16 protein-coding genes are annotated in these 22,568 nt (G+C 61.5%); 12 read left to right on the forward strand and 4 right to left on the reverse strand.

The features are described from left to right. The first annotated feature begins 401 nt into the window (after positions 1 to 401). The 3 genes from ACS3QZ_RS17085 to ACS3QZ_RS17095 all read left to right on the forward strand — a co-directional run bounded on the left by ACS3QZ_RS17085 (position 402) and on the right by ACS3QZ_RS17095 (position 4,693). Positions 402 to 1,421, forward strand: coding sequence for a putative 2-aminoethylphosphonate ABC transporter substrate-binding protein (locus ACS3QZ_RS17085; RefSeq protein WP_456038913.1), 1,020 nt, complete (start codon positions 402 to 404; stop codon positions 1,419 to 1,421). Positions 1,422 to 1,539: 118 nt separating this feature from the next. Beyond that, positions 1,540 to 2,691 (forward strand): putative 2-aminoethylphosphonate ABC transporter ATP-binding protein, encoded by a 1,152-nt coding sequence (locus ACS3QZ_RS17090; RefSeq protein ID WP_456038914.1) that lies wholly within the window; start codon positions 1,540 to 1,542, stop codon positions 2,689 to 2,691. Beyond that, the gene (locus ACS3QZ_RS17095; protein ID WP_456038915.1) at positions 2,684 to 4,693 is read left to right on the forward strand and encodes a putative 2-aminoethylphosphonate ABC transporter permease subunit; all 2,010 of its coding nucleotides are present in this window, start codon (positions 2,684 to 2,686) and stop codon (positions 4,691 to 4,693) included. Before ACS3QZ_RS17090 ends, ACS3QZ_RS17095 begins: the two co-directional genes overlap by 8 nt. A gap of 32 nt (positions 4,694 to 4,725) precedes the next feature. Here ACS3QZ_RS17095 and ACS3QZ_RS17100 read toward each other — a convergent pair whose 3' ends face one another. Further along, positions 4,726 to 5,613, reverse strand: coding sequence for a LysR substrate-binding domain-containing protein (locus ACS3QZ_RS17100; RefSeq protein WP_456038916.1), 888 nt, complete (start codon positions 5,611 to 5,613; stop codon positions 4,726 to 4,728). A gap of 115 nt (positions 5,614 to 5,728) precedes the next feature. Here ACS3QZ_RS17100 and ACS3QZ_RS17105 point away from each other — a divergent pair, with 115 nt between their 5' ends. The 6 genes from ACS3QZ_RS17105 to ACS3QZ_RS17130 all read left to right on the forward strand — a co-directional run bounded on the left by ACS3QZ_RS17105 (position 5,729) and on the right by ACS3QZ_RS17130 (position 13,858). Beyond that, positions 5,729 to 6,916: a 2-aminoethylphosphonate--pyruvate transaminase gene (locus tag ACS3QZ_RS17105; RefSeq protein ID WP_456038917.1), complete on the forward strand. Its 1,188-nt coding sequence runs from the start codon at positions 5,729 to 5,731 to the stop codon at positions 6,914 to 6,916. A gap of 19 nt (positions 6,917 to 6,935) precedes the next feature. Next, positions 6,936 to 8,183 carry a phosphonoacetate hydrolase gene (gene phnA / locus ACS3QZ_RS17110; protein ID WP_456038918.1) on the forward strand — a complete coding sequence of 416 codons (1,248 nt, stop codon included), beginning with the start codon at positions 6,936 to 6,938 and terminating at the stop codon, positions 8,181 to 8,183. A gap of 13 nt (positions 8,184 to 8,196) precedes the next feature. Continuing rightward, on the forward strand, positions 8,197 to 9,648 hold the full coding sequence (phnY, locus tag ACS3QZ_RS17115; protein ID WP_456038919.1) for a phosphonoacetaldehyde dehydrogenase: 1,452 nt from the start codon (positions 8,197 to 8,199) through the stop codon (positions 9,646 to 9,648). A 68-nt stretch (positions 9,649 to 9,716) separates the two neighbouring features. After that, on the forward strand, positions 9,717 to 11,072 hold the full coding sequence (gene pbfA / locus ACS3QZ_RS17120) for a (R)-1-hydroxy-2-aminoethylphosphonate ammonia-lyase (RefSeq protein ID WP_456038920.1): 1,356 nt from the start codon (positions 9,717 to 9,719) through the stop codon (positions 11,070 to 11,072). An 88-nt stretch (positions 11,073 to 11,160) separates the two neighbouring features. Next, entirely contained in the window at positions 11,161 to 12,840 is a 1,680-nt protein-coding gene (locus ACS3QZ_RS17125) for a Na/Pi cotransporter family protein (RefSeq protein ID WP_456038921.1), read from the forward strand. Positions 12,841 to 12,868: 28 nt separating this feature from the next. Next, positions 12,869 to 13,858, forward strand: a complete 990-nt coding sequence (locus ACS3QZ_RS17130) for a 2-hydroxyacid dehydrogenase (RefSeq protein WP_456038922.1) — start codon at positions 12,869 to 12,871, stop codon at positions 13,856 to 13,858. Positions 13,859 to 13,921: 63 nt separating this feature from the next. On the opposite strand, the gene ACS3QZ_RS17135 is transcribed toward ACS3QZ_RS17130, so the two are convergent. From ACS3QZ_RS17135 to ACS3QZ_RS17145, 3 genes are all read right to left on the reverse strand, one after another. Continuing rightward, positions 13,922 to 17,131 carry an efflux RND transporter permease subunit gene (locus tag ACS3QZ_RS17135; protein ID WP_456038923.1) on the reverse strand — a complete coding sequence of 1,070 codons (3,210 nt, stop codon included), beginning with the start codon at positions 17,129 to 17,131 and terminating at the stop codon, positions 13,922 to 13,924. Continuing rightward, entirely contained in the window at positions 17,124 to 18,104 is a 981-nt protein-coding gene (locus ACS3QZ_RS17140) for an efflux RND transporter periplasmic adaptor subunit (RefSeq protein ID WP_456038924.1), read from the reverse strand. The genes ACS3QZ_RS17135 and ACS3QZ_RS17140 overlap by 8 nt, the downstream gene beginning before the upstream one ends. A gap of 201 nt (positions 18,105 to 18,305) precedes the next feature. Continuing rightward, the gene (locus ACS3QZ_RS17145) at positions 18,306 to 19,187 is read right to left on the reverse strand and encodes a LysR family transcriptional regulator (RefSeq protein WP_456038925.1); all 882 of its coding nucleotides are present in this window, start codon (positions 19,185 to 19,187) and stop codon (positions 18,306 to 18,308) included. A gap of 120 nt (positions 19,188 to 19,307) precedes the next feature. Between ACS3QZ_RS17145 and ACS3QZ_RS17150 the strand changes: the two genes are divergently transcribed. Genes ACS3QZ_RS17150 through ACS3QZ_RS17160 form a run of 3 tightly spaced genes read left to right on the forward strand, consistent with a single transcriptional unit; the run spans position 19,308 to position 22,556 of the window. Continuing rightward, positions 19,308 to 20,294 (forward strand): membrane dipeptidase, encoded by a 987-nt coding sequence (locus ACS3QZ_RS17150; RefSeq protein WP_456038926.1) that lies wholly within the window; start codon positions 19,308 to 19,310, stop codon positions 20,292 to 20,294. Beyond that, entirely contained in the window at positions 20,287 to 21,954 is a 1,668-nt protein-coding gene (locus ACS3QZ_RS17155) for a hypothetical protein (protein ID WP_456038927.1), read from the forward strand. The genes ACS3QZ_RS17150 and ACS3QZ_RS17155 overlap by 8 nt, the downstream gene beginning before the upstream one ends. After that, positions 21,951 to 22,556, forward strand: a complete 606-nt coding sequence (locus ACS3QZ_RS17160) for a DUF3726 domain-containing protein (RefSeq protein ID WP_456038928.1) — start codon at positions 21,951 to 21,953, stop codon at positions 22,554 to 22,556. Before ACS3QZ_RS17155 ends, ACS3QZ_RS17160 begins: the two co-directional genes overlap by 4 nt. Positions 22,557 to 22,568 lie beyond the last annotated feature (12 nt).

Consider the following 22,568-nt stretch of genomic DNA (forward strand, 5'->3'; position numbering starts at 1 on the left):
CGGCCCCTGTTTGGGTGCACCCTCGATGTCTCGGGAGGGGGCGCCTTTATGAAAGCCTGCTCAACACACAAGCAGACGATGCGGCGCTTACCGTGGAAATCAATGGGATTGATGGCAGACCGGGCAAAGGTTTGCCAGATTGGCGGAATGCCCGGATTTGTGGGGATTTACCGGGTGGTCTGCTCCTCTATTTGCCAGTAATTATTGACTATTTTCCGTATATGGCGGTGAAGTCGATTTGAGGGTTTACAGCCTTGATGCAGGCAATTGCATAGGCTGAGCTTATAATCCATTAGGAAAAAACGATTTCCCCTGATGTTGGAAAATTAACAGTCTCACCGTCACAGGTGATGCCTGAGGTCGGATGGCCGGGCAAAACCGAACCAACAGAGGAGCAATCCATGAAAACAACGTCAAAAACCCTGACCATCGCGGCGGCCGCCGCCATTGCGGCCACAGGGGTCTTCGCCGAAACCGAGCTGACGGTCTATACCGCCTTTGAGGCAGAAGATCTCAAGCGGTATGCCGACACGTTCAACGAAGTGCATCCGGACATCAAGATCAACTGGGTGCGTGACTCCACGGGTATCGTGACCGCGAAGCTTCTCGCGGAAAAGGACAACCCGCAAGCCGATGTTGTCTGGGGGCTGGCGGCAACGTCGCTTCTGCTGCTCAAGAGCGAAGACATGCTGGAGCCTTACGCCCCCAAGGGTGTGGAGGCGCTCGATCCCAAATTCGTCGATTCCGACAACCCGCCCTACTGGGTCGGGCAGGACGCCTGGGCCGGCGCGATCTGCTACAACACGGTTGAGGCCGAGAAGAATGGCCTGACACCGCCGACGTCGTGGAAAGACCTGCATGACCCGATGTACAAGGGCCATATTATCATGCCCAACCCGAACTCGTCGGGCACCGGGTTCCTGGACGTTTCGAGCTGGTTGCAGATGTTTGGCGAAGAAGCCGGCTGGGACTACATGGACGGGCTGCACGAGAATATCGCGCGCTATACCCATTCCGGTTCAAAGCCCTGCAAACTGGCCGCGTCGGGTGAAATTCCGATCGGGATCTCCTTTGCGTTCCGTGGCGCCAAGTCGAAAGCCGCAGGCGCGCCGCTTGAAGTGATCGTGCCGAGCGAAGGTGTTGGCTGGGACATGGAAGCGGGCGGTATCATTGCCGGGACCGCGAACCTTGAGGCCGCGCAGACGCTTCTGGACTTTGCAGTGAGCACGAAGGCCATGGAAATGTACAATGTTGGCTATGCCATCATCGGCATCCCGAGCCTTGCCAAGCCGGTCGAGCATTTCCCCGACGGTCTGAAGGACGCCCTGATCGAGAACGATTTCGAGTGGGCCGCCAACAACCGCGCGGCGATCCTGGCTGAGTGGCAGAGCCGCTACGACGGCAAGTCGGACCCCAAGTAAGACCCCTGTGCCGGCGGGGTTCCTCCCCCCTCGCCGGCCCCTTTTGCGCGGGCCTTGAAGGCCTGCGCAACCTCCCATCCCATTCCCTTCCCGCCGAAAACGATCCGAGGCACTCATTATGAACGCGCTAAAATCGGCCCCCGTGCTTGCCCACGAAGTCCCGGCCAAAGACCCTTATCTGGAGATTTCCGATCTCTGGAAGTTGTACGGAGATTTCGTCGCGCTGCGCGACGTGTCGCTCAAAGTTGAAGAGGGCGAGTTCGTCTGTTTCCTGGGGCCGTCGGGTTGTGGCAAGACCACCCTGTTGCGCGCCATTGCGGGGCTTGACCTGCAGACACGCGGCACGGTCATCCAGAATGGACAGGATGTTTCCAACCTGCCGCCATCGCGCCGCGATTTCGGGATCGTGTTCCAGTCGTATGCCCTGTTCCCCAACCTGACCATTCGCAAGAATATCGCCTATGGGCTGGAAAACGCGGGACGTAGCAAGGAAGAGATCACGGTGCGCGTCACCGAGCTTCTGGACATGGTGGGCCTGAGCGAGCAGGGCAACAAGTATCCGGCGCAGCTTTCGGGCGGGCAGCAGCAGCGGATCGCGCTGGCACGCGCCATCGCCACGTCGCCGGGGCTGCTCTTGCTGGATGAACCACTGTCGGCGTTGGATGCCAAGGTGCGTGTGCATCTGCGCCACGAGATCAAGGAGCTTCAGCGCAAGCTGGGCGTCACGACCGTTATGGTGACGCATGACCAGGAAGAGGCGCTGTCCATGGCGGACCGCATCGTGGTCATGAACCATGGCGTGATCGAGCAGGTGGGCGCTCCGACCGAGGTATACAAGAACCCGGCATCACTTTTCGTCGCGGGTTTCATCGGTGAGATGAACCAGCTTGAAGCACAGATCCTGAGCGAAAACCGTCTGCGCATCGGCAAGCATGAGTTCGAGTGCCGCGACCATGACTTTGATCCGGGCACAACCGTCGTTGCGGCGATCCGCCCGGATGACGTGGTGCCGCACGGGTCGGATTTCGTGCCGGACGCCGACGCGAAGAACTGTGAGCTGGTACGTATCGGGGACATGGAGTTCCTCGGGTCGTTCTGGCGCTGCCACCTGATCAGCGATGACTTCCATGGTGCCGAACTGATCGCGGACTTCTCGGTCAACGCGGTGCGCCGCCTGTCGCTGGCCACCGGGCAGGAAATCCATGTGGAGCTGCCGCGCGAAAACCTGATTGCGTTCGCACCCGAAGCACAAGGGGGCGACGATGACTGACGCCGCCACTCTTCCGCCCGGACGGTACGTGAAACCACGCCTGAGCCGTGATGACGTGATGATGCGATCATGGATGATCGTGATCGCGCTTTACCTTGTGGTGACGCTGGTGTTTCCGCTTTATGCGATGCTGTCCAAGTCGTTCTCGACCTACCATTTCGACCTCGGTCAGTTCGAGTTCCAGGTTTCGGACGACGATGGCGTCTTTGCGACCGATCCGGTTCTGGCCAGCACGCTGAACGATCAGCTGGGCGTGTTCGGCGAAGCCGATCTGCGTGCGGGCAGTGACGGACGCCTCCCGGCCACCAAGCTGTTCCCGGATTTCAGCTTTCGCAGTTCGAAGATGTATCGCGTGCGCGGGACCAGTGACGACGCGGTCTATCTTGTCGGGTCGACGCGTCACAGCGGGACCGCGTGGCAGGAGCTGGATTCCAACACCTTCCGCCGTGTGCAGATGCGTCCCGTGTCGGGGACGGGCTTTGGCAACTTTGTCACCTATTTCTCGACACCGGCGCTTTCCAACTCGATCAAGAATTCGCTGGTGATCTCGACCATTGCGACCGTGCTGACGGTGACGCTGGCCTTTGGATTTGCCTATGCGCTCAACCGGTCCTGCCTGCGGTTCAAGGGGGCGTTCCGGATCATCGCCATGGCGCCGATCCTCGTGCCGTCGCTGTTGCCCGGTATCGCGCTGGTTTACCTGTTCGGCAATCAGGGCATGCTGAAGGAATTGCTGATGGGGCAGAGCATCTATGGCCCGATCGGTATCCTGATCGGGTCGGTGTTCTTCACCTTTCCGCATGCGTTCCTGATCCTGTCGACGGCGCTGGCGATCTCGGATGCGCGGCTTTACGAGGCTGCCGACAGTCTCAAGACCTCGCCGTGGAAAACGTTCTGGACGGTAACGATCCCCGGCGCGCGGTACGGTATCATCTCGGCAACCTTCGTGGTCTTCAACCTTGTCATCACCGATTTTGGCCTGCCCAAGGTGATTGGCGGGCAGTTCAATGTGCTGGCGGTCGACATCTACAAGCAGGTGATCGGGCAGCAGAACTTTGAAATGGGTGCGGTGGTGTCGGTTGTCCTGCTGATCCCGGCGGTCTTTGCGTTTGCCATTGACCGTATCGTGCAGCGCCGCCAGGTGGCGCAGCTGTCGGCGCGGTCGGTGCCTTACGAGCCCAAACCACAGAAGGGGCGGGATCGGGTCGCGATGATCTACTGCTCGGTCATCGGCGTCTTCATCATCGGGCTGCTGGCCATCTGCCAGTATGCGGCCTTGATCAAGTTCTGGCCCTATGACCTGTCGCTGAGCCTGAACAACTATCAGTTCGACCTGATGGACGGAGGCGGCTGGGGCAGCTATTTCAACTCGATCAAGCTGGGGCTTCTGACGGCGATTGTCGGGACAGGGGTCGTGTTCTTCGGGGCATACCTTGTGGAAAAGGCAAACGGGTTCGAAATGGGACGCGGCTTTTTCCAGATGGTTGCGATGCTGCCGATGGCGGTGCCGGGGATGGTGCTGGGTCTTGCCTACATCTTTTTCTTCAACAACCCCGCCAACCCGCTGAACGCGATTTACGGCACCATGGCCATTCTCGTGGTCTGCACGGTCACGCATTTTTACACGGTGTCACACCTTACGGCCGTGACCGCGCTCAAGCAGATGGATCGCGAGTTTGAATCGGTGTCGGCGTCATTGAAACAGCCCACGATGAAGCTGTTCCGGCGTGTGACCGTGCCGGTGTGCCTGCCTGCGCTGCTGGACATCTCGATCTACCTGTTCGTGAACGCGATGACGACGGTTTCGGCGGTGGTGTTCCTGTATTCGCCCAAGACGGCGCTGGCTTCGATCGCGGTTCTGAACATGGATGACGCCGGTGATATCGCCCCCGCTGCGGCGATGGGCATGATGATCTTCTACACGAATGCCGCGGCGCGGATCATACACCTGCTGGTCTCACGCGGGTTGCTGACTCGCACCCAGGCCTGGCGGTTCCGTTAAGACCGGACACTCGCGAAGACGGGCGGCACGGATTACTCCGGGCCGCCCGTTTCCGTTGCGAGGTAGCGGTTGGCCAGATCCATGAAGGACCGGATGACACGGACCTCGCCGCGCTGGGCGAGGTGAACGATGGATTCAGGCATGCGGGTGTCGACGTTCAGGATGGGGATTTGCTCGATCCGGTCGTCATGGCTGTATTCCGCTTCGGACACGAAGCCGATACCGCCGCCGGACAGAACAATGGACCGCACCGCCTCGCGCCCCTCGGCCACGATGGCGGGTTCCAGCGCCACGCCGAGCTTTGCCGCCTCGTCGACGACCATTTGGCGGGTGCGGGACCGCTCTTCGCGGAAAATGAGCGGGTATTGTGCGATTTGCTGCATGGTCATGCCCGCAGCGCCTTCTTTGAGGGTGCCGCGTCGGGCAAAGGCGATGATCTCGCTCGCGCCGATGCTGAGCGAGGTCAGTTCGCGGGACGTGGGAACCTGCCCGACCACGCCGATTTCGGCGTTGTACTGGCGCAGCTGGTCAAGGATTTCCTCGGAGTTGCCCGAGCGCAGCGAAATGCGGACATTGGGGTACTTGGCGCGAAACTTTGCGAGCACGTCTGTAACGTGTTGGGCGGAGTCCGCGACGATGCGCAATTCTCCCGACACGGCGGCGTTGCGTTCGGACAGGTATTCGCCGATCTGGGTTTCGATGTCGAAATACTGCTTGGTCAGGTGAAACAGCTCTTCGCCCGCGCTTGTCAGGACAACCTGACGTTTCTTGCGTTCGAACAGCAGGACGTCATTCTCGACTTCGAGATTCTTGACCTGTTCCGACACCGCCGGCTGGGTCAGGTGCAGAACCTCGGCAGCTTTTGAGAAGCCGCCAAGATGCGCGACGTAGTGAAAGGCTCTGAGCTGACTGTGGCGCATGGGGAAGGCTCGCTTATTTGGATAGGGTTGACCTATACATAAATCACAATTTTCAATTTCTCATATGACGCAAGGCTTGGCAATTTGTTTTCAGAACAGTTTGGGAATCAAAGCCATGACCAGCCAAAAAACTCCGATTGCACCTCCGAAGCTTGGCGAGCCGTACCTGCTGACGCCGGGTCCGTTGACCACGGCCTATGAAACCAAGGAAGCGATGCTGCGCGACTGGGGCAGCTGGGACGGCGATTTTCGGGCCATGACGGCCGAGATGCGCGCCCGCCTGCTGGACATGCTTGGGCCCGGTAAAGAAGAGTTCGACTGTGTCCCGATGCAGGGCAGCGGAACCTTTGCGGTCGAGGCCATGCTGGGGTCGTTGACAGCGCGGGACAGCAAGATCCTCGTTCTGGCGAACGGCGCTTATGGTCAACGCTCGGCCAAGACGCTGGCCTATCTGGGGCGGGATCACGTGGTTCTGGACAAGGGGGATTACCTGCCGCCGCGTGGCGACGAGGTCGCTCAGATCCTGGCGGATGATCCGGCGATCACCCATGTCGTGGCCATTCATTGCGAAACCTCGTCGGGCATTCTGAACCCGGTTGGGGAAATCTCGGAAGCGGTCTATGCCGCCGGACGCAAGCTGCTGATCGACTCGATGTCGGCCTTTGGCGCGATCGAGCTGCGCCCGTCGGAAGTGCGGTTCGAGGCGCTGGTGTCGTCCGCGAACAAGTGCATCGAGGGTGTGCCGGGGTTCGGCTTCGTGCTGGCGCGCAAATCCGAGCTGGAAGCGGCCAAGGGCAACTGCCAGTCGCTGAGCCTGGATGTGCATGATCAGTGGGCGCATATGGAAAAGACGGGGCAGTGGCGGTTTACCCCCCCGACCCACGCGGTCGCGGCTTTCCTGACGGCGCTGCGCGCCCATGAAGCGGAAGGTGGCGTGGCCGGTCGCGGTGGTCGTTACACCGCCAACCGGGACACGCTGGTGGCGGGCATGCGCGACATCGGGCTTGAGACGCTGTTGCAGGATCGCTGGCTGAGCCCGATCATCGTGACGTTCTTCTGCCCGGATGATCCGAAGTTCAGCTTTGACCGTTTCTACGACCTGATGAAGGCGAAGAACTTCATCATCTATCCTGGCAAATTGACCATTGTCGACAGCTTCCGTGTCGGCTGTATTGGCCAGATGGATGAGCACGTGATGCGGCAGGTTGTCGAGGCAACACGTGAGACACTGAATGAAATGGGCGTGACCAACGCCGCGCCCCCGGAAATTGCAATCAAGGAACGCGCCAAGCTGGCGGCCTGAGACGAAAAAAGGAACCACCATGACCATTCACACCCCCGTCGAAGCGAACGAGCGCGTATACCCGACCCCCAAGGTGCCCGCCGTGGCGATCTGCCTGGATGGCTGCGAGCCGGAATACCTGGATGTGGCCATTGCCAAGGGGCTGATGCCCAACCTCAAGCGCATGCGCGAGGAAGGTACGGACCGGCTGGCGCATTCGGTGATCCCGTCCTTCACCAACCCCAACAACCTGTCGATTGCCACCGGGCGTCCGCCGATTGTGCACGGCATCTGCGGCAACTACCTGATCGACCCGGATACGGGCGAAGAAGTGATGATGAACGACGTGCGCTTCCTGCGCGCGCCGACGATTTTCTCGCAGTTCTACGATGCGGGGTTCCGGGTTGCGATGGTGACGGCCAAGGACAAGCTGCGCGCCTTGCTGGGCGCGGGACTGAAGTTTGACGAAGACCGCGCAGTTGCGTTTTCGTCGGAGCGGTCCGGGGAAACGACCAAGGCGGACCACGGTATCGACAACGCGTCGGAGTGGCTGGGCATGGAAGTGCCCGAGGTCTATTCGGCGGAACTTAGCGAGTTTGTCTTTGCCGCCGGTGTGAAGCTTCTCAAAGAGTTCAAGCCGGACGTGATGTACCTTTCGACCACGGACTATATCCAGCACAAGTTCGCCCCGGAGCAGCAGGGTGCGCTGGACTTCTACGAGATGTTCGACCGCTATCTTGGCGAGCTGGACGCGCTGGGCGCAGCCATCGTCGTGACTGCGGACCATGGCATGAAGCCCAAGCACCATGCCGACGGCACGCCGAACGTGATCTATGCGCAGGACCTTCTGGACGTGTGGCTGGGCAAGGACGAGGCCCGCGTGATCCTGCCGATCACCGACCCCTATGTGGTTCACCACGGAGCGTTGGGCTCGTTTGCCACGGCCTACCTTCCGGAAGAGGCGGATCGCGCCAAGGTCATGGAGAAGCTGCGCGCGCAGAAGGGCATCACCCATGTCCTGACCAAGGAAGAGGCGATTGAACGGTTCGAGCTTCCGGGCGACCGGATCGGTGATATCGTGATGGTGTCGGGAGAAAATATCTGCATCGGCACTTCGGAGCATCGCCACGACCTTGCCGCGTTGAAAGAGCCGCTGCGCAGCCACGGTGGTTTGACCGAGCAGGAAGTCCCGTTCATCGTTAACCGCAAGGTCGACCTGCCGTCGAACCCGGCCGAACTGCGCAACTTCGATGCGTTCTTCTATGCCACGACCGCGGCGGCGCTTTGAGATGGACGGCGTCATGACCGAAAGTGAAATCCGCAACGAGGGCATGCGCATCGGTGGCGAGGTCGTCTTTACGGACGACGTCGTACCGGTGCACTATCCCTACACCAACGAGGTGGTTGGGACGGTTCCGGCGGGCAAGGCCGAACACGCCGCGCGCGCGTTCGAGATTGCCGCCAACTACAAGTCGACACTCAGCCGCTATGAACGCAGTCAGATTCTCACCCGCGCGGGTGAACTGATTGGCGAGAAACGCGACTGGCTGGCGAAATGGCTGACGCTGGAACTTGGCATCTGTCACCAACACGCGATCTACGAGACCAAGCGGGCGCAGGATGTGTTTGGCTTTGCCGCGCAGATGGCGCTGGTGGATGATGGCGAGATTTTCTCGTGCGATCTCACGCATAACGGCAAAGAGCGCAAGATCTTTACCAAGCGCGAGCCGGTGCGGGCGATTTCGGCCATCACGCCGTTCAACCATCCGCTCAACATGGTCAGCCACAAGATCGCGCCCGCAGTGGCTACCAATAACTGTGTTGTCTGCAAGCCGACCGAGCTGACCCCGCTCACGGCGATTGCGCTGGCGGACATTCTCTATGAGGCGGGCTTGCCGCCCGAGATGTTCCAGATCGTGACCGGATGGCCGCAGGACATCGGCGAAGAGATGATGCTCAACGACAATATCGACATCATCACCTTCACGGGCGGCGTGCCCGTGGGCAAGCTGATTGCGTCGAAGGCGGGGTACAAGCGGCTGGCGCTGGAACTGGGCGGGAATGATCCGCTGATCGTTCTGAATGATCTGGATGATGCGGATCTCGACAAGGCCGCCACCATTGCCGTGGCCGGGGCCACTGGCAACTCGGGTCAGCGGTGCACCGCCGTCAAGCGCATCCTCGTTCAGGAAAGCGTGGCCGACAGGTTCGTGCCGCTGGTTCTGGAAAAGGCCAAGGCGCTCAAGTTCGGCGATCCGATGGACCCGGAAACCCAGCTGGGCTGCGTGGTGCATGAGCAGGCGGCGGAACTGTTTGAAAAGCGCGTCTACATGGCCGAGGAAGAAGGGGCCAAGATTCTCTATCACCCGGGGCGCCAGGGCGCGTTGTTGCCGCCCATCGTCGTGGATCACGTGCGCCATGACAGCGAGCTGGTGATGGAAGAGACCTTTGGCCCGATCGTGCCGATCGTGCGGGTGCCGGATGATGACGTTGAAGTCATGCGGATTTCCAACTCGACCCAGTTCGGTCTGTCTTCGGGGGTTTGCACCAACGATCTCAACCGCGCGATTGCCTATATCAACGGGCTCGACGTTGGCACCTGCAACATCTGGGAACAGCCCGGCTACCGGATCGAGATGTCCCCCTTCGGCGGCATCAAGGACAGTGGCAACGCGGTCAAGGAAGGCGTGCAGGAAGCGATGAAATTCTTCACCAACCAGAAGACTTATTCGTTGCCGTGGCCGGGGGCGTGAGCAGCCCGCAATAAATGAAAAACCGAAGAGCGCGGGCCGCTGGGAGCCCGCGCAACACAGGGGGCACAATGGCTGTAAATCTCGTTCACACGGAAGGTGAGTCCAATACTTCCGACGCCCGCCGCGCATGGGCAGACAAGGCTGTTGGCCCGAAATCTGCCCCGCTTCTGGCGCGGGATGCGGATGCGTTCCTTCACCAGAGCCTGTCGAGCCCTTGCGTGAGCACGATCGAAAAGGCCGAAGGCATATGGATCACCGACCGTGACGGGCGGGTGTTCATGGATTTTCATGGCAACTCGGTGCATCACATCGGCTATGGGCACCCCAAGGTCGTCGCGGCGATCAAGGATCAGCTGGATACGCTGCCCTTTGCGCCGCGCCGGTTCACCAACGAGCCCGCTGTTGCGCTGGCCGAGAAACTCGCCGCCATTGCGCCAGGTGAACTTGGCAAGGTTCTGTTCACCACCGGCGGGTCGGACGCCAACGAGGTTGCGCTCAAGATCGCGCGGGCGGCGACCGGGCGGTTCAAAACCATTTCGTTCTGGGATTCCTTTCACGGGGCGGGTTTTGGCGCGGCCTCGGTCGGGGGTGAGGCGACGTTCCGCAGCCATATCGCGGGGCCGCTTTTGCCGGGGACAGAACATGTCGCGCCCTTTGCCTGTTATCGCTGCCCCTATGGGCATGCCGGGCCGGAGAGCTGCGGATTGGCCTGTGCGAACATGGTCGATTTCGTGCTCGAGCGCGAAGGTGATGTTGCGGCGGTGATCGCCGAGCCGATGCGCGCCGTGCCTTACGTGCCGCCGCCGGGGTTCTGGAAGGCGGTGCGCGAGGCCTGCAATCGCCGGGGCGCCCTGTTGATCATGGATGAGATTCCGACGGGGTTGGGGAAGACCGGACGCATGTTCGCCTTTGAACATGACGACATCATTCCCGACATCGTGACCATGGGCAAGGCGCTTGGCGGGGGCATTCTTCCCATTGCGGCCTGTATCGCGCGCAAGTCGCTGGATGTGTGCGGTGATTTCGCGATTGGTCACTATACCCACGAAAAGAACCCGGTCACGACGCGCGCCGCCTTGGCGACCATCGAGGTGATCGAGGAGGAGGGGCTGGTGGAACGCGCCGCCGAGATCGGCGAGATCGCGATGGGTCGTCTGCGGGACGAGCTGGCGCGTGTGCCCATCGTGGGCGACATCCGCGGGCGCGGCACCATGTTCGGCGTCGAGATCGTCATGGATCGCGCAACACGCGAACCGGGCCATGCGTTGGCGGAACAGATCTATTACGCCTGTCTGGAAGGCGGGGTCAGTTTCAAGATCAGCCAGGGCTGCGTGTTGACCCTGTCGCCGCCGATGACGATCTCGGATGAGGATCTGCACAAGGCGCTGGGTGTCGTCATCGCGTCGATCAAGGCCGCAATTTGACTGTGCTTTTTGCGAATTGCATCGGATAATGGCCGTTCGAACCCTCCCGAGCGCGGGAAAAGACCATTGACGGCAGGAGCCTGACCCCATGGATATCATCCGTTTCCTGATCAGTCTTGCTGGGGCCACGATGTTGTTGCTGTTCGCGGTGCGCATGGTGCGCACGGGGATCGAGCGCAGTTTCGGGGCGTCGTTCCAGAGGTTGCTGACCTCGAACAACAGCCTTGTCGGCGCGGCCACGGTGGGGATCGCGCTGGCGATCGTCTTGCAGAGTTCGGCGGCCGTGGCATTGCTGGCGACCGGGTTTTCTGCCGGGGGCTACATGAGTTTCGCGACCGCGCTGGCGGTGGTGCTCGGGGGTGATCTGGGCTCGGCGCTGGTGATCCAGGTGCTGTCTTTCCGGCTGGATTGGCTGGTGCCGGTTCTGCTGGCCTTTGGCGGGTGGATGTTCGTCAAGGTCGAGCAGAAACGCTGGCGTCAGCTTGGGCGTATCCTCATGGGGGTGGCATTCATTCTGATTTCGCTGCGCTTTCTGCGTGAGGCGATGGACCCGATCCGCGACAGCGCCTTTCTGCCCGCGATCTCGAACTATCTCGCGCAGGATTACGTGACCGCGTTCATCGTTGGTGCGGTGCTGGCCTTTGTGATGCATTCCAGCGTGGCTGCGATCCTGATGTGCGTGACCCTTGTGCAGATTGGCGCGCTTCCCTTTGCAGCGGGGCTTTCCCTGGTGTTGGGCGCCAATTTCGGAAGTGCCTTCATTCCGGTCTGGTTGAGCCGGGGCCAGCCGGTGTCGGCGCGGCGCATTCCCTATGCCAACCTTGGATTGCGCGGCAGTCTCGCCAGTCTGGCGTTGGTGATTTTGAACACCCTGTTCGATCCCGCGATGTTGATCATCGCGTCCCCGGCGCAGTCACTGATCTATGCCCATATCGGGTTCAACCTTGTGCTTCTGGTGTTGGCCCTTCCGGTGTGCCGTCTTCTGGAGGCGCCGGTGCGGCAGCTTTTCCCGGACCCGCAGACCACGCAGGAACATGACCCGACCAAGGATGTGCCCGGCGCGGCGCTGGACCCCGAGGCGGTGGACCGACCGGCGCGCGCAATTGCCTGCATCAAGCAGGAACTGCTGCGTATGACTGAGCGTGTCGAGGGCATGTTCCGCCCAGTCCTCAGTATTTATGAAGACACCGACCCGGAAAGCATCGCGGCAGTGCGTGCCCGCGATCTCGAGGTGAATGACAGCCTTGCCAGCATCCGGGACTATGTTGCGTCCATTCCGCGCAAGACTTGCTCGAAGGCCGAGTTGAAGACCATCCGGGGATTGATGGAATATGCCATCCGGCTTGAAACGGCGGGAGACGTGGTGGCCAAACGCCTGACCGCGATTGCCGAGGAAAGACGCGAGGCAGGTGCGCGGTTTTCGCGCGAAGGCTGGTCGGAACTGATCCGCATTCAGGAATCCATTCTGGCCAATCTGCGCCTTGCCAAGAATGTGCTATTGTCAGATGACCTTGAGAGTGCGCGCCTCTTGATGACCGAGAAAACCGAAGTCAAACGAATGGAATATACGAGCCGCAAACGCCATCTGAAGCGGCTTCAGAACGGTGACCGGGACAGCATGCAATCAAGCGACATGCATCTCGAGACGATCCGCGCGTTCCGCGAATTCAACAGCCACATTGCCGCCGTGGCCTATCCGATCCTGTACCGCAACGGACAACTGCTCGAAACGCGGTTGATCGAGGATATGGAGCCGGCGGAAAGCTGATCCGGGCGAGGGAGGTCCTGCCAAGCCGATGAAGATTGTTCGAACCGACTGCGAGCTGGAAACGCCGCTCGTGGACAAGACGCTGCGCGAGGCCGGGCATGAGCTGGTCTTGTTGCCCGATGGGGTGCCGCAGGACGAGCTGATCGCCGCTGTGCGTGATGCCGAGATCCTGCTGATGTGTTATACGCCCGTGCCGCGCGCGGTGATCGAAGCCGCGCCCAAGCTGCGTGGGATCGTGAAATACGGCGTGGGCATTGATGCCATCGACACTGTGGCGGCCCATGAACACGGCGTGAGTGTCGTCAATATCCCCGAATACGCCGAGGAAACCGTGGCCGAGGGGGCGTTTGCGCTGATGATCGCTTTGGCCAAGCGGCTTCCGGCACTGCGGGACGAGATGAACCGGGCGGGGTGGACATGGCCCGAGTCGCGGTGGCTGGGGTCGGATATTGCCGGGCAGACGGTGGGGATCGTCGGGTTTGGCAAGATCGGGCGCAGCATGGCGCGCATGGCTGGGCAGGGATTCCGGGCCAACGTGATCGCCTTTGATCGGCGCGCGACCGCAGAAGAGATGCTTTCGCTGGGTGCTACCAAGGTCGACAGTCTTGAGGTGCTGGCGGCGCAGTCGGATTTTGTCACGATCCACGCGACGCTTTCGGCGGAGTCCCGTGGCATGTTCGGCGCAAGCGAAATTGCGGCGATGAAGCCGACCGCCTTTTTGATCAACACGGCGCGGGGGGCCATCGTTGATGAGACGGCGCTTGCCCATGCCATTCTTGAAAGCCGGATCGCGGGGGCCGGGCTGGATGTGTTTTCACAGGAGCCGTTGAACCGGGCGGATCATCCGTTGAAAGACCTGTTCGACCTGCCGAATGTCATCCTGTCCCCGCACCTGACATTCTATACCCGACAAGCCATGGAGCGGCTTGAGACCGAGACCTTGGAGCGTTGTTTCGAGTTGATCGAGGGGCGGGCGGTGTTGATCAAGTCCAGCGACCCGCGCTTGCAGGTCCGGTAGCAGGGGCGTTTTCAATGGGCTTGCCCGCCCCTTGCCGCGTGGCGACAGGGGCGGGCTTTGGCGTCAGGTCTTGAAGACCCGGTAGATCGCGGGGATCACCAGCACCGTAAGCAGGGTCGAGCTGAGCAGGCCGAAGAGCAGCGAAATCGCCAACCCCTGGAAGATCGGGTCAAACAGGATCACACCCGCCCCGATCATGGCGGCGACGGCCGTAAGGAGGATCGGTTTGAAGCGGATGGCGCCCGCGTCGATCAGGATGTCCAGCTCGGATTTCCCGTCGCGGTCGGCGTGGCGGATGAAATCGACCAGCAGGATCGAGTTGCGCACGATGATCCCGGCCAGTGCGATGAACCCGATCATCGACGGAGCCGAGAAGGGCGCGTTCAGCCACCAGTGACCAAGCATGATCCCGAGAAAGGTCAGCGGAACCGGCGTCAGCACCACCAGCGGAAGACGGAACGACCCGAACTGTGCCACGACAAGGATGTAGATCCCCAGAAGTGCGACGGCAAAGGCGGCGCCCATGTCCCGGAAGGTAATCGCCGTGACCTCCCATTCGCCGTCCCAGAGCAGGGTCGGGTGGCTTTCGTCGGTGGGTTGCCCCAATAGCTTGATCTGCGGTTTCTGCCCCTCGGGCCAGTCCATCCGGTCCAGCGCGTCGGACACGGCCATCATGCCATACAGTGGGCTCTCATAGGTGCCGGCCAGCTCGGCCATGACCATCTCAGCGGCGCGGCCATTGTGGCGGAAAATCGGGAACGAGGCGTACTCTTCCGAAATTTCGACCACGTCGCCCAGTTCGACCACGCCCCGCGCACCGGGCAGCACGTTGGCCGGAACCGGGGTGGACAGGAAGCGTTCGTCCATGACCCGGTCGGATTTGTCACGCTCGACGCGGATCGGGATGGGATAGCGCCCTTCGCCCCGGTGGGAGTAGCCCACGACCGACCCATGGTTGAGCAGGGCCAGCGTCGAGAACACATCCTGTTCCTGCACCCCGAAGAATTCGAGTTGGTCCGGGGAAATGCTGGCGCGCAGCTTGCGGGGCTGTTCGCCGAAACTGTCATCCACATCCACGATGAACGGCACGCTTTCGAACGCGGCGCGGATCTTGCGGGCGGTCTCGCGGCGGGTTTCCGGGTCGGGGCCGTAAACCTCGGCCAGAAGCGTGGAAATGACCGGCGGTCCGGGGGGCGGTTCGACCGTCTTGAGGCTGGTCCCTGCGGGCAGGTCGAGCGCGTTCAGACGTTCACGTATGTCCAGCGCGATGTCATGGCTGGTCCGGTCGCGGTGATGCTTGGCATCAAGGTTGATCTGGACGTCACCTAGATGGGGGCGTTCGCGCAGGTAGTAATGGCGCACCAGCCCGTTGAAGTTGAACGGCGCGGCATCGCCTGCATGGGTTTGCACGGACAGGACCTCGGGCAGGTCGAGAACAGCGTTGGCGACCTGTTGCGCCACCGCATCTGTCGCTTCGACCGCGCTGCCTTCGGGCATGTCGATGACCACCGACAGTTCGGATTTGTTGTCGAAAGGCAGCAGCTTGACGGTCACATCCTTGGTGTAGAGCATGGCGAGCGAGCCAAAGGACAGGCCCGCCGCGACCAGCAGGAACAGACCGCTGCGCCCCTTGGAGGCCAGAACCGGTTTCGCGACGGCAGCATAGGCGCGCCCGAGCGCGCCGCCGGAATGGGCGCCCGCGTCGTCATGGTGGGCCGGGGCCTTGCCGCTGACCTTGACCATCAGCCATGGGGTGATGATCACCGCGACGAAGAAGGAAAAGATCATCGCCGCGGAGGCGTTGACCGGGATCGGGCTCATATAAGGCCCCATGAGGCCGGACACGAAGAGCATCGGCAGAAGGGCGGCCACCACGGTCAGGGTGGCGACGATGGTGGGGTTGCCAACCTCGGCCACAGCGCGCACCGCCTTGGTCACGCGGTCGCTCTTGTCCGGCATGCCCCAGTGCCGCGCGATATTCTCGATCACCACGATGGCGTCATCGACAAGGATGCCGATGGAAAAGATCAGCGCAAAGAGCGACACGCGATTCAGCGTGTATCCAAGAATCCAGGCGGCAAAGAGGGTCAGCAGAATCGTCACCGGAATGACGATGGCCACGACGATGCTTTCACGCCAGCCAATGGCGATCAGCACAAGGCCGACGATTGAAATCGTCGCAAGCCCAAGGTGGAACAGCAGCTCGTTGGCCTTCTCGTCCGCCGTTTCGCCATAGTCGCGGGTCACTGCGATTTCGATGCTGTCAGGGATCAGCTTGCCTTCGAGCGCATGGACCGAATGCAGAATTTCCTCGGCCACGAACACGGCGTTGGCCCCGGCGCGCTTGGCCAGGGCAAGGGTGACGGCAGGCACCCGGTGCAGGTTGCCGTTTTCATCCCTTGTGACGTTGGAGACGATCTTTTCCGCGCCATTGGCGACAAAGGTCACGTCGGCCACGTCACGCACATAGACGGGCCGGTTGTCGCGCGAGGTCAGTAATAGGTTGCCGATTTCGGAGGGGGTTTTCAGGGTCTCTCCGGCGACGAGCATGATCTGTTGGCCCTGATCGCGCACCATGCCGGTCGAGAAGGAGGTGTTCGCGCCCTGCACCTTGCCCGCAAGCTGTTGCAGGGTCACGCCGTAAAGCGCCAGCCTTTCGGGATCGGGGGCGATGCGGATGGCTTCGTCGGTTTCGCCGACGATATAGGTAAAGCCCACGTCGCCGATCTTGGCCAGTTCCACCTGCAGCTCGCGCGCGACGCGGGTGAGATCGTTGGCGGTGATGTTCTTGGCGTCATGGCGCGGGGTCAGCGTCAGCGACACGATGGCCACGTCATCAATACCGCGCCCGACGATCAGGGGTTCGTCGATGCCGACCGGGATGCGATCCATGTTGGCGCGGATTTTTTCGTGCACGCGCAGGATTGCCGTATCCGAGGAGGTGCCCACGATGAAGCGGGCGGTGATCATTGCATAGTCGTCCTGGGTCTGGGAGTAGACATGTTCAACACCGTTCAGGCTCTTGACGATGCTCTCGACCGGTTCGGTGATCAGCTTGACGGCATCCTGGGCCTGAAGGCCGGGGGCCTGGATATGGATATCGACCAGCGGCACCGAAATCTGGGGTTCTTCTTCGCGGGGCAGGCTGACCAATGCGACAAGCCCGACCGCCAGCGCGGCGAGGATCATCAGCGGCGTCAGGGCGGATTGGATGAACGCCTTGGTCAGACCACCGGCGATCCCCAGCGGCGTTTTGACGGGGTCGTTACTCATGGCCGATCACCAAGGTTTCGTCCGGTCCCAGACCCGACAGGATTTCAACAACGGTGGCCCCGTCAAGCAAGTGAGTTTCGCCGACCACGACGGTTCTTTCGATCGGTTCGCCCTCGGACCTCCGGACCGTCACGAAATCAAGCCCCATGCGGGACTGCACTGCCGTCAGCGGCACGACGACCGCGCTGTTGGAGCCGACCGGCAGGCGTACCAGCACGCGGGCATCGACGAAGTCGGTGTCCAGCTCGGGCACGTCGACATCCGCGATCATGCGGCCGTTTTCGATCAGCGGGTAAATCTTGGCCAGCGTTCCACGCAATTCTGACCCGTCGCTGCCGATCAGGATCTCGTCCCCCTGTTTCAAGGTGGCAGCGTGGCGTTCGGGCACGGCAAGGCGCAGGTAAAACCCTCCGCCGCCAATAACGGCAACTGGCTCGCCGGGCATGATTACGGAACCGGCAGTGACCGGTACCTGAAGCACGCGGCCCGTCATCGGGGCGAGCACGGCGCCTTCGGCAATGCGTTGCAGCAGAACGTCGCGCTCGGCGCCAACCGTGTCGATTCGGCCCTGCAGCACTTCGACCTCGGTGCGCAGCCCGTCGACCCTCTGGGCGGTGGTCACGCCCTGTTTCAGGAGGTTTTCGCCGCGGGCAAGCTCGCTTTGCGCGTTTTCAAGCTGGGATGCCAAAGACCGCGCCTGCGAGTCGATCGCTTCCATTTGAAGGCGCAGCTTCTCGTCCTTGACCAGTCCGATGATGTCGTCTTTCTGAACGGTATCCCCTTCGGATACCTTGATTTCATCCAAAGTGCCGCCAAGGCGGCTCCGGGCGGGCACGCGGTCGCGGGTTTCAATGCGGGCAAAGACGGCTTTCCATTCCGGCACCTCGGCGATGCGGGATGTTTCTGCGACGGCGTGAAACGGCCATGCGGCGGACAGCAGCACAAGCATGGACATCACTTTCAAGGCTTTCATCTTTACGCCCTCCGATCTGGTGCAGGATGAATAATCAAAACTCGCTTCATTATATATTCCATTTTTTGAATTTAAAAGGCATTATGTGAAATTTCCTGTGATTGTCCCTGAAAGGGGACTACGGGACACAATGCCCAACGCCATGCGCCATTTGGAGTGTTTATCGAATGACAAGGCAAAGGCGAACCAGCTTGCATGGGATCAGTCATATCCGGGCCAGTTCAGGGCACGGATCACGTCAGTTGCATCCCCGACAATACGGGCAGAAGACGGTTCCGTGCGTTGGTAGAGAAACACTTCGCGGTGTGCAGGCAGGTCGCTGATGCGGCGAAAGGTCAGCCCTGTTCCCACGAGTCGCGCTGCCGAACAAGGCAGCAGCGTGACCCAGTCGCCTTCCAGCAGCATGGCCAGAAGAGACTGGGTGTTGCGCATGTTGACGTCCACGTCCGCCAGACGATCCAGAACTTCGGGGTTGTCGATCTGGTCACACAGCCCGTTGCGCAGGAATCGGGCGGCAAAGACGTCGCGGATTGTGATGGGTCCGGCCCGGTTGGCGAGAGCGTGGGTTTCAGACAGGACAAGGCCGAACGGTTCCCGGAACAACGCGGTTGCCGTCACGCCGTTCAGGTTGCGCTTTGCCGAGGTGATGCCGATATCGGCCCAGCCTTGCAGAAGCGCATCGAACACCTGTTGTGTATCGGCGTCTCGCAGTTCGATCTTCACGCCGGGATGTTGCGTGGTCAGGTGCCGTACGACGGGTGGAAAAGCGAAAGCCGCCACCGAGGGAACGGCGGCGATGCGCAGCACGCCCTGCGGTGCGCTGGCCAGTGTTTCCATAGCCTGAACCGTCTTGTCGAACTGGGCGATCTGGCTTTCGGCCAGCAAGAGCACCTGTTCGCCAAGTTTGGTCAGACGGTTCTTGCGCTCGGTTTCGAATAGCGCGCCGCCGAGGGTGTGTTCGAACTGTTTGAGCGTCATGGAGATGGCCGATTGCGTGCGGCCCAGCTTGCGGGCGGCGTCGGACAGGTTGCCTGCACGGGCGACGGCGCAAAAGCATCGCAAGGTTTCGATCTTGAATGTCATGCTTCAGAAACTCTGAAATTGGCTTCAATAATTTGAGTTTGACGAAAGGCGGCGGTCAAGTCCACCATCGATCTGTGCCGCTTGGGAGGAGCGGAGAGCCGGTACGAAGGGGGGCAAGCGATGCGCATTGATGGTCTGCAATATGCCAACTGGAGCGAGAAGATCTTTCGTCAGCTGCGCGAGGGCGGGGTGGACGCGATCCACGTGACCGTTGCCTATCACGAGACATTCCGGGAAACCGTTCTGAATTTTGAGAAGTGGAACCGGTGGTTCGAGCAATATCCTGACCTGATCATGAAGGGGCAATGGGCGTCCGATATTGACGCGGCCCGCGAAAGCGGACGCACGGCGGTTTTCTTCGGTTTCCAGAACCCGTCCCCGATCGAGGACGATATCGGGCTGGTCGAAATTCTGCACACGCTGGGTGCGCGGTTCATGCAGCTCACCTATAACAACCAGTCCCTTCTGGCGACCGGTTGCTACGAGGCCGAAGACAGCGGTTTGACCCGGATGGGCAAACAGGTGGTGAAAGAGATGAACCGGGTCGGGCTTGTCGTGGACATGAGCCATTCTGGCGACCGTTCGACCATCGAGGCCGCCGATCATTCGCAGCGGCCGATCGCGATCACCCATGCCAACCCACATGAATGGCAACCGGCCCTGCGCAACAAGCGGGACGAGGTGATCCGGGCCGTCACCCAGAACGGCGGCATGTTCGGGTTCTCGCTCTATCCGCACCACCTTCGGGGCAAGTCGGCCTGCAGCCTAACGGATTTTTGCGAGATGATTGCGCGGACGGCGGACAAGTTCGGCACGGCGCATTTGGGGATCGGGTCGGACCTGTGTCAGGATCAACCCGACAGTGTTGTGGAGTGGATGCGCGTGGGACGCTGGACCAAGGACATCGACTATGGCGAAGGCTCGCAGGCGGCCCCCGGGTTTCCGCCCATGCCGGATTGGTTCCGGGACAACCGTGATTTCGGCAATATCGAGCTGGGATTGCGCGGTGTTGGCATGAGTGCAGATGAGGTGGCGGGGATCATGGGCGGCAACTGGTACCGTTTCTTTGCCGAGAACTTCGGGCCGATGGGAGAGACGCATGGTTGAGCTGCGCCCCCCGGAACAGGTCATGACCCTGTCGCGGCTTGGGTCGCTGCATCAATGCCGGCTGAGCTTCATGCGTCAGCTCACGCGACGGATGGCGGTCGAGGGATGGGTGTTCACGCGGTCGCGTTTTGACATGGATGCGCGGGGTGTGGGGGTGGCGGTCTATACCGCACAAGGGCCCGAGCGGGCTTATTCGCTGGTGGCTTTTGCCCATGATCTGCCTGCCGAAATGCGTTCGGACCGGGTGATTGCGACGGCGTGGGATGCGACGTTCTCCCTGTTTGACGGCATCCCGAAGCAGGCCGACATCGACCGGCTGGCCAAGAACGTTCCATTGCAGGAAGCCGGGCGGGTGAGCGCGCGCGAAATCTCGGTCAGCCGTGCAAACCGGTCGGTCCGGCTTTGGGCGCATGTGGTCGAGTCGCTGTCCGAGGGGCGGCAGCCCGACCCGGCGCAACTTGACGCGGTTGGCTACCTGATGCGCACGACGGCGGTGTACGGGTCGGGCAAGCTGGGCGCGGCGGATCGCGAAATGATCGCGGATCGGCCCGAGATGCAGGCCCCGTTCCAGGCCGAAATGCTGTCGGTCTACCTGACCCGCTGGTTCGTTCGGGACCTTGTGGAGCACTTGGCGCGGGTGCGCGGCGGAGACACGGCGGTCGGGCTTGATCCGGCGCTGGCGCGGCGGTTGGGGATCGGAAATTCCACCGGGCTTGGCATGGCGCCCTATATCATCAACCACCCGATCCTGTTCAACAACTGGATCAGAGCGCGGGAAACCGCGATAGCGCGGGTGCGTTCGGTGAAACAGGCCGCGCCCGAAGCGGTTGCGCAGTTTCGAACGCTGCTTAACAGGAGCAGGGCGTCGGTTGAAATGTGGCGCTCGGAACATCCCGTTCAGATCGAGAAGCTGTCGAGACTGAAACGGGATCTTGCGGGGCTGGAGGCGCATCTTGAAGCAGAGGGATTGGCCGGGCCCAGCCCATGGGACACGCTCATACACTGGGCCGCTGATGCGCTGAGCGAAGAAGGGCAGGAGCTGCTGGCCTCGTTGATCCTCGAACCCTATCCGGAGCTGGTCGACGCGTTGGGGAAGGGTATGTCGGATGATGCGCCCGAGGCGTTTTTCATTGACGGAAGCATGACGGTGGGGGCGGTGCGTGCGCAGATGCGGGCGCGGTTCGGCTGGGCGTTTGGGATTGACTGGGCGGCGCCAGAAAACTGTGCCCGGGCCTGGTACGTGTCCGAGGAAAAGCTTGAGCCGCGCCTTGGCGAACGGTTCGAGGAACCTATTGACGCCTATGAACAACCGCTGGCTCCGGCACGGGATGCGGCGGCGGCAGAGGAGGTGTTGGCGACGTGGGATCAAGTGGCCCCGGTGGCCCGGTTCCTTGCGCGACACCCCGAACACCGCCACACGCTGCGCCGCGCGCAAATGTCCCTGAATGCACCTTATGGAGAGCTGCAATCCAACACGATTGCGGCGGATGTCATGCCGATTGACATGCTTCGGGCCAAGCTGTCGTTTTTTGGCGTGACGCGGTTTGATCCGCGTTCGGATCGCTGGGTCCGGGTCAACATGTATTCCGGCGCGCCTTATCCGCAGGAGCTTGGGAATGAAAATGCCGATCTCTGGGTCTATCCGGAGGAAACGGCATGACCTTTTCGCTGAACGAAGTCGAGGCAATGGCCAAGAAGGCGACGCGTGGCGCCGGGTATCCGTGGGGGTTGGCCGAGGAGGCCTCGAAGGCGACGCGCTGGCTTTGCGCGCAGGGTATCGACGGGGTCGCGGTGCTGGCGCGTGTGCTGGCGCGGCGGCGGGGGTGCCGGGCAGCCGAACAAGAAGGCTGTTTGCCCTGCGCAGACTGCCCGATTGGGACGGGCGTGTCGCTCTCGGATGAGGCGGCGCGGCTCGTCACGACGCCGAGATCATTTGAAGCGGCACCGGTTCCAGTGTTTCTTCTCCCCTTTGCCGCCATGGCGGCGCGTCGGTTTGGCACAACGGTCACGCTGCGGGGGGACGGTTTCGAGGCGGTCACGGATGGAGCGCACCTGTCGCTACGGGGCGCGATGCCGGTCGCGGGGGCGGTTCAAATCCTGATGGGCGGTTCCATGGGCACGGTCGCGGCCCTTGCCACGCGGGCGACGCCGGACCCCGATGCCTGGGACATGCTGAGCGCGCTGGCCCATCGCACCTATGCCCCTGCCACCGAGGAGAGCCGCCTTCTGGGGGCAGGTGCTGGAACCACAGACAATGATTGACCCGAGGATGAC

The sequence above is a fragment of the Shimia sp. W99 genome, assembly GCF_053851455.3.

Excerpts from the sequence above, each read along its gene's own strand:
- ACS3QZ_RS17085 (WP_456038913.1), top strand. The coding sequence starts at position 402 with ATGAAAACAACGTCAAAAACCCTGACCATCGCGGCGGCCGCCGCCATT.
- ACS3QZ_RS17090 (WP_456038914.1), top strand. The coding sequence starts at position 1,540 with ATGAACGCGCTAAAATCGGCCCCCGTGCTTGCCCACGAAGTCCCGGCC.
- ACS3QZ_RS17095 (WP_456038915.1), top strand. The coding sequence starts at position 2,684 with ATGACTGACGCCGCCACTCTTCCGCCCGGACGGTACGTGAAACCACGC.
- ACS3QZ_RS17100 (WP_456038916.1), bottom strand. The coding sequence starts at position 5,613 with ATGCGCCACAGTCAGCTCAGAGCCTTTCACTACGTCGCGCATCTTGGC.
- ACS3QZ_RS17105 (WP_456038917.1), top strand. The coding sequence starts at position 5,729 with ATGACCAGCCAAAAAACTCCGATTGCACCTCCGAAGCTTGGCGAGCCG.
- phnA (WP_456038918.1), top strand. The coding sequence starts at position 6,936 with ATGACCATTCACACCCCCGTCGAAGCGAACGAGCGCGTATACCCGACC.
- phnY (WP_456038919.1), top strand. The coding sequence starts at position 8,197 with ATGACCGAAAGTGAAATCCGCAACGAGGGCATGCGCATCGGTGGCGAG.
- pbfA (WP_456038920.1), top strand. The coding sequence starts at position 9,717 with ATGGCTGTAAATCTCGTTCACACGGAAGGTGAGTCCAATACTTCCGAC.
- ACS3QZ_RS17125 (WP_456038921.1), top strand. The coding sequence starts at position 11,161 with ATGGATATCATCCGTTTCCTGATCAGTCTTGCTGGGGCCACGATGTTG.
- ACS3QZ_RS17130 (WP_456038922.1), top strand. The coding sequence starts at position 12,869 with ATGAAGATTGTTCGAACCGACTGCGAGCTGGAAACGCCGCTCGTGGAC.
- ACS3QZ_RS17135 (WP_456038923.1), bottom strand. The coding sequence starts at position 17,131 with ATGAGTAACGACCCCGTCAAAACGCCGCTGGGGATCGCCGGTGGTCTG.
- ACS3QZ_RS17140 (WP_456038924.1), bottom strand. The coding sequence starts at position 18,104 with ATGAAAGCCTTGAAAGTGATGTCCATGCTTGTGCTGCTGTCCGCCGCA.
- ACS3QZ_RS17145 (WP_456038925.1), bottom strand. The coding sequence starts at position 19,187 with ATGACATTCAAGATCGAAACCTTGCGATGCTTTTGCGCCGTCGCCCGT.
- ACS3QZ_RS17150 (WP_456038926.1), top strand. The coding sequence starts at position 19,308 with ATGCGCATTGATGGTCTGCAATATGCCAACTGGAGCGAGAAGATCTTT.
- ACS3QZ_RS17155 (WP_456038927.1), top strand. The coding sequence starts at position 20,287 with ATGGTTGAGCTGCGCCCCCCGGAACAGGTCATGACCCTGTCGCGGCTT.
- ACS3QZ_RS17160 (WP_456038928.1), top strand. The coding sequence starts at position 21,951 with ATGACCTTTTCGCTGAACGAAGTCGAGGCAATGGCCAAGAAGGCGACG.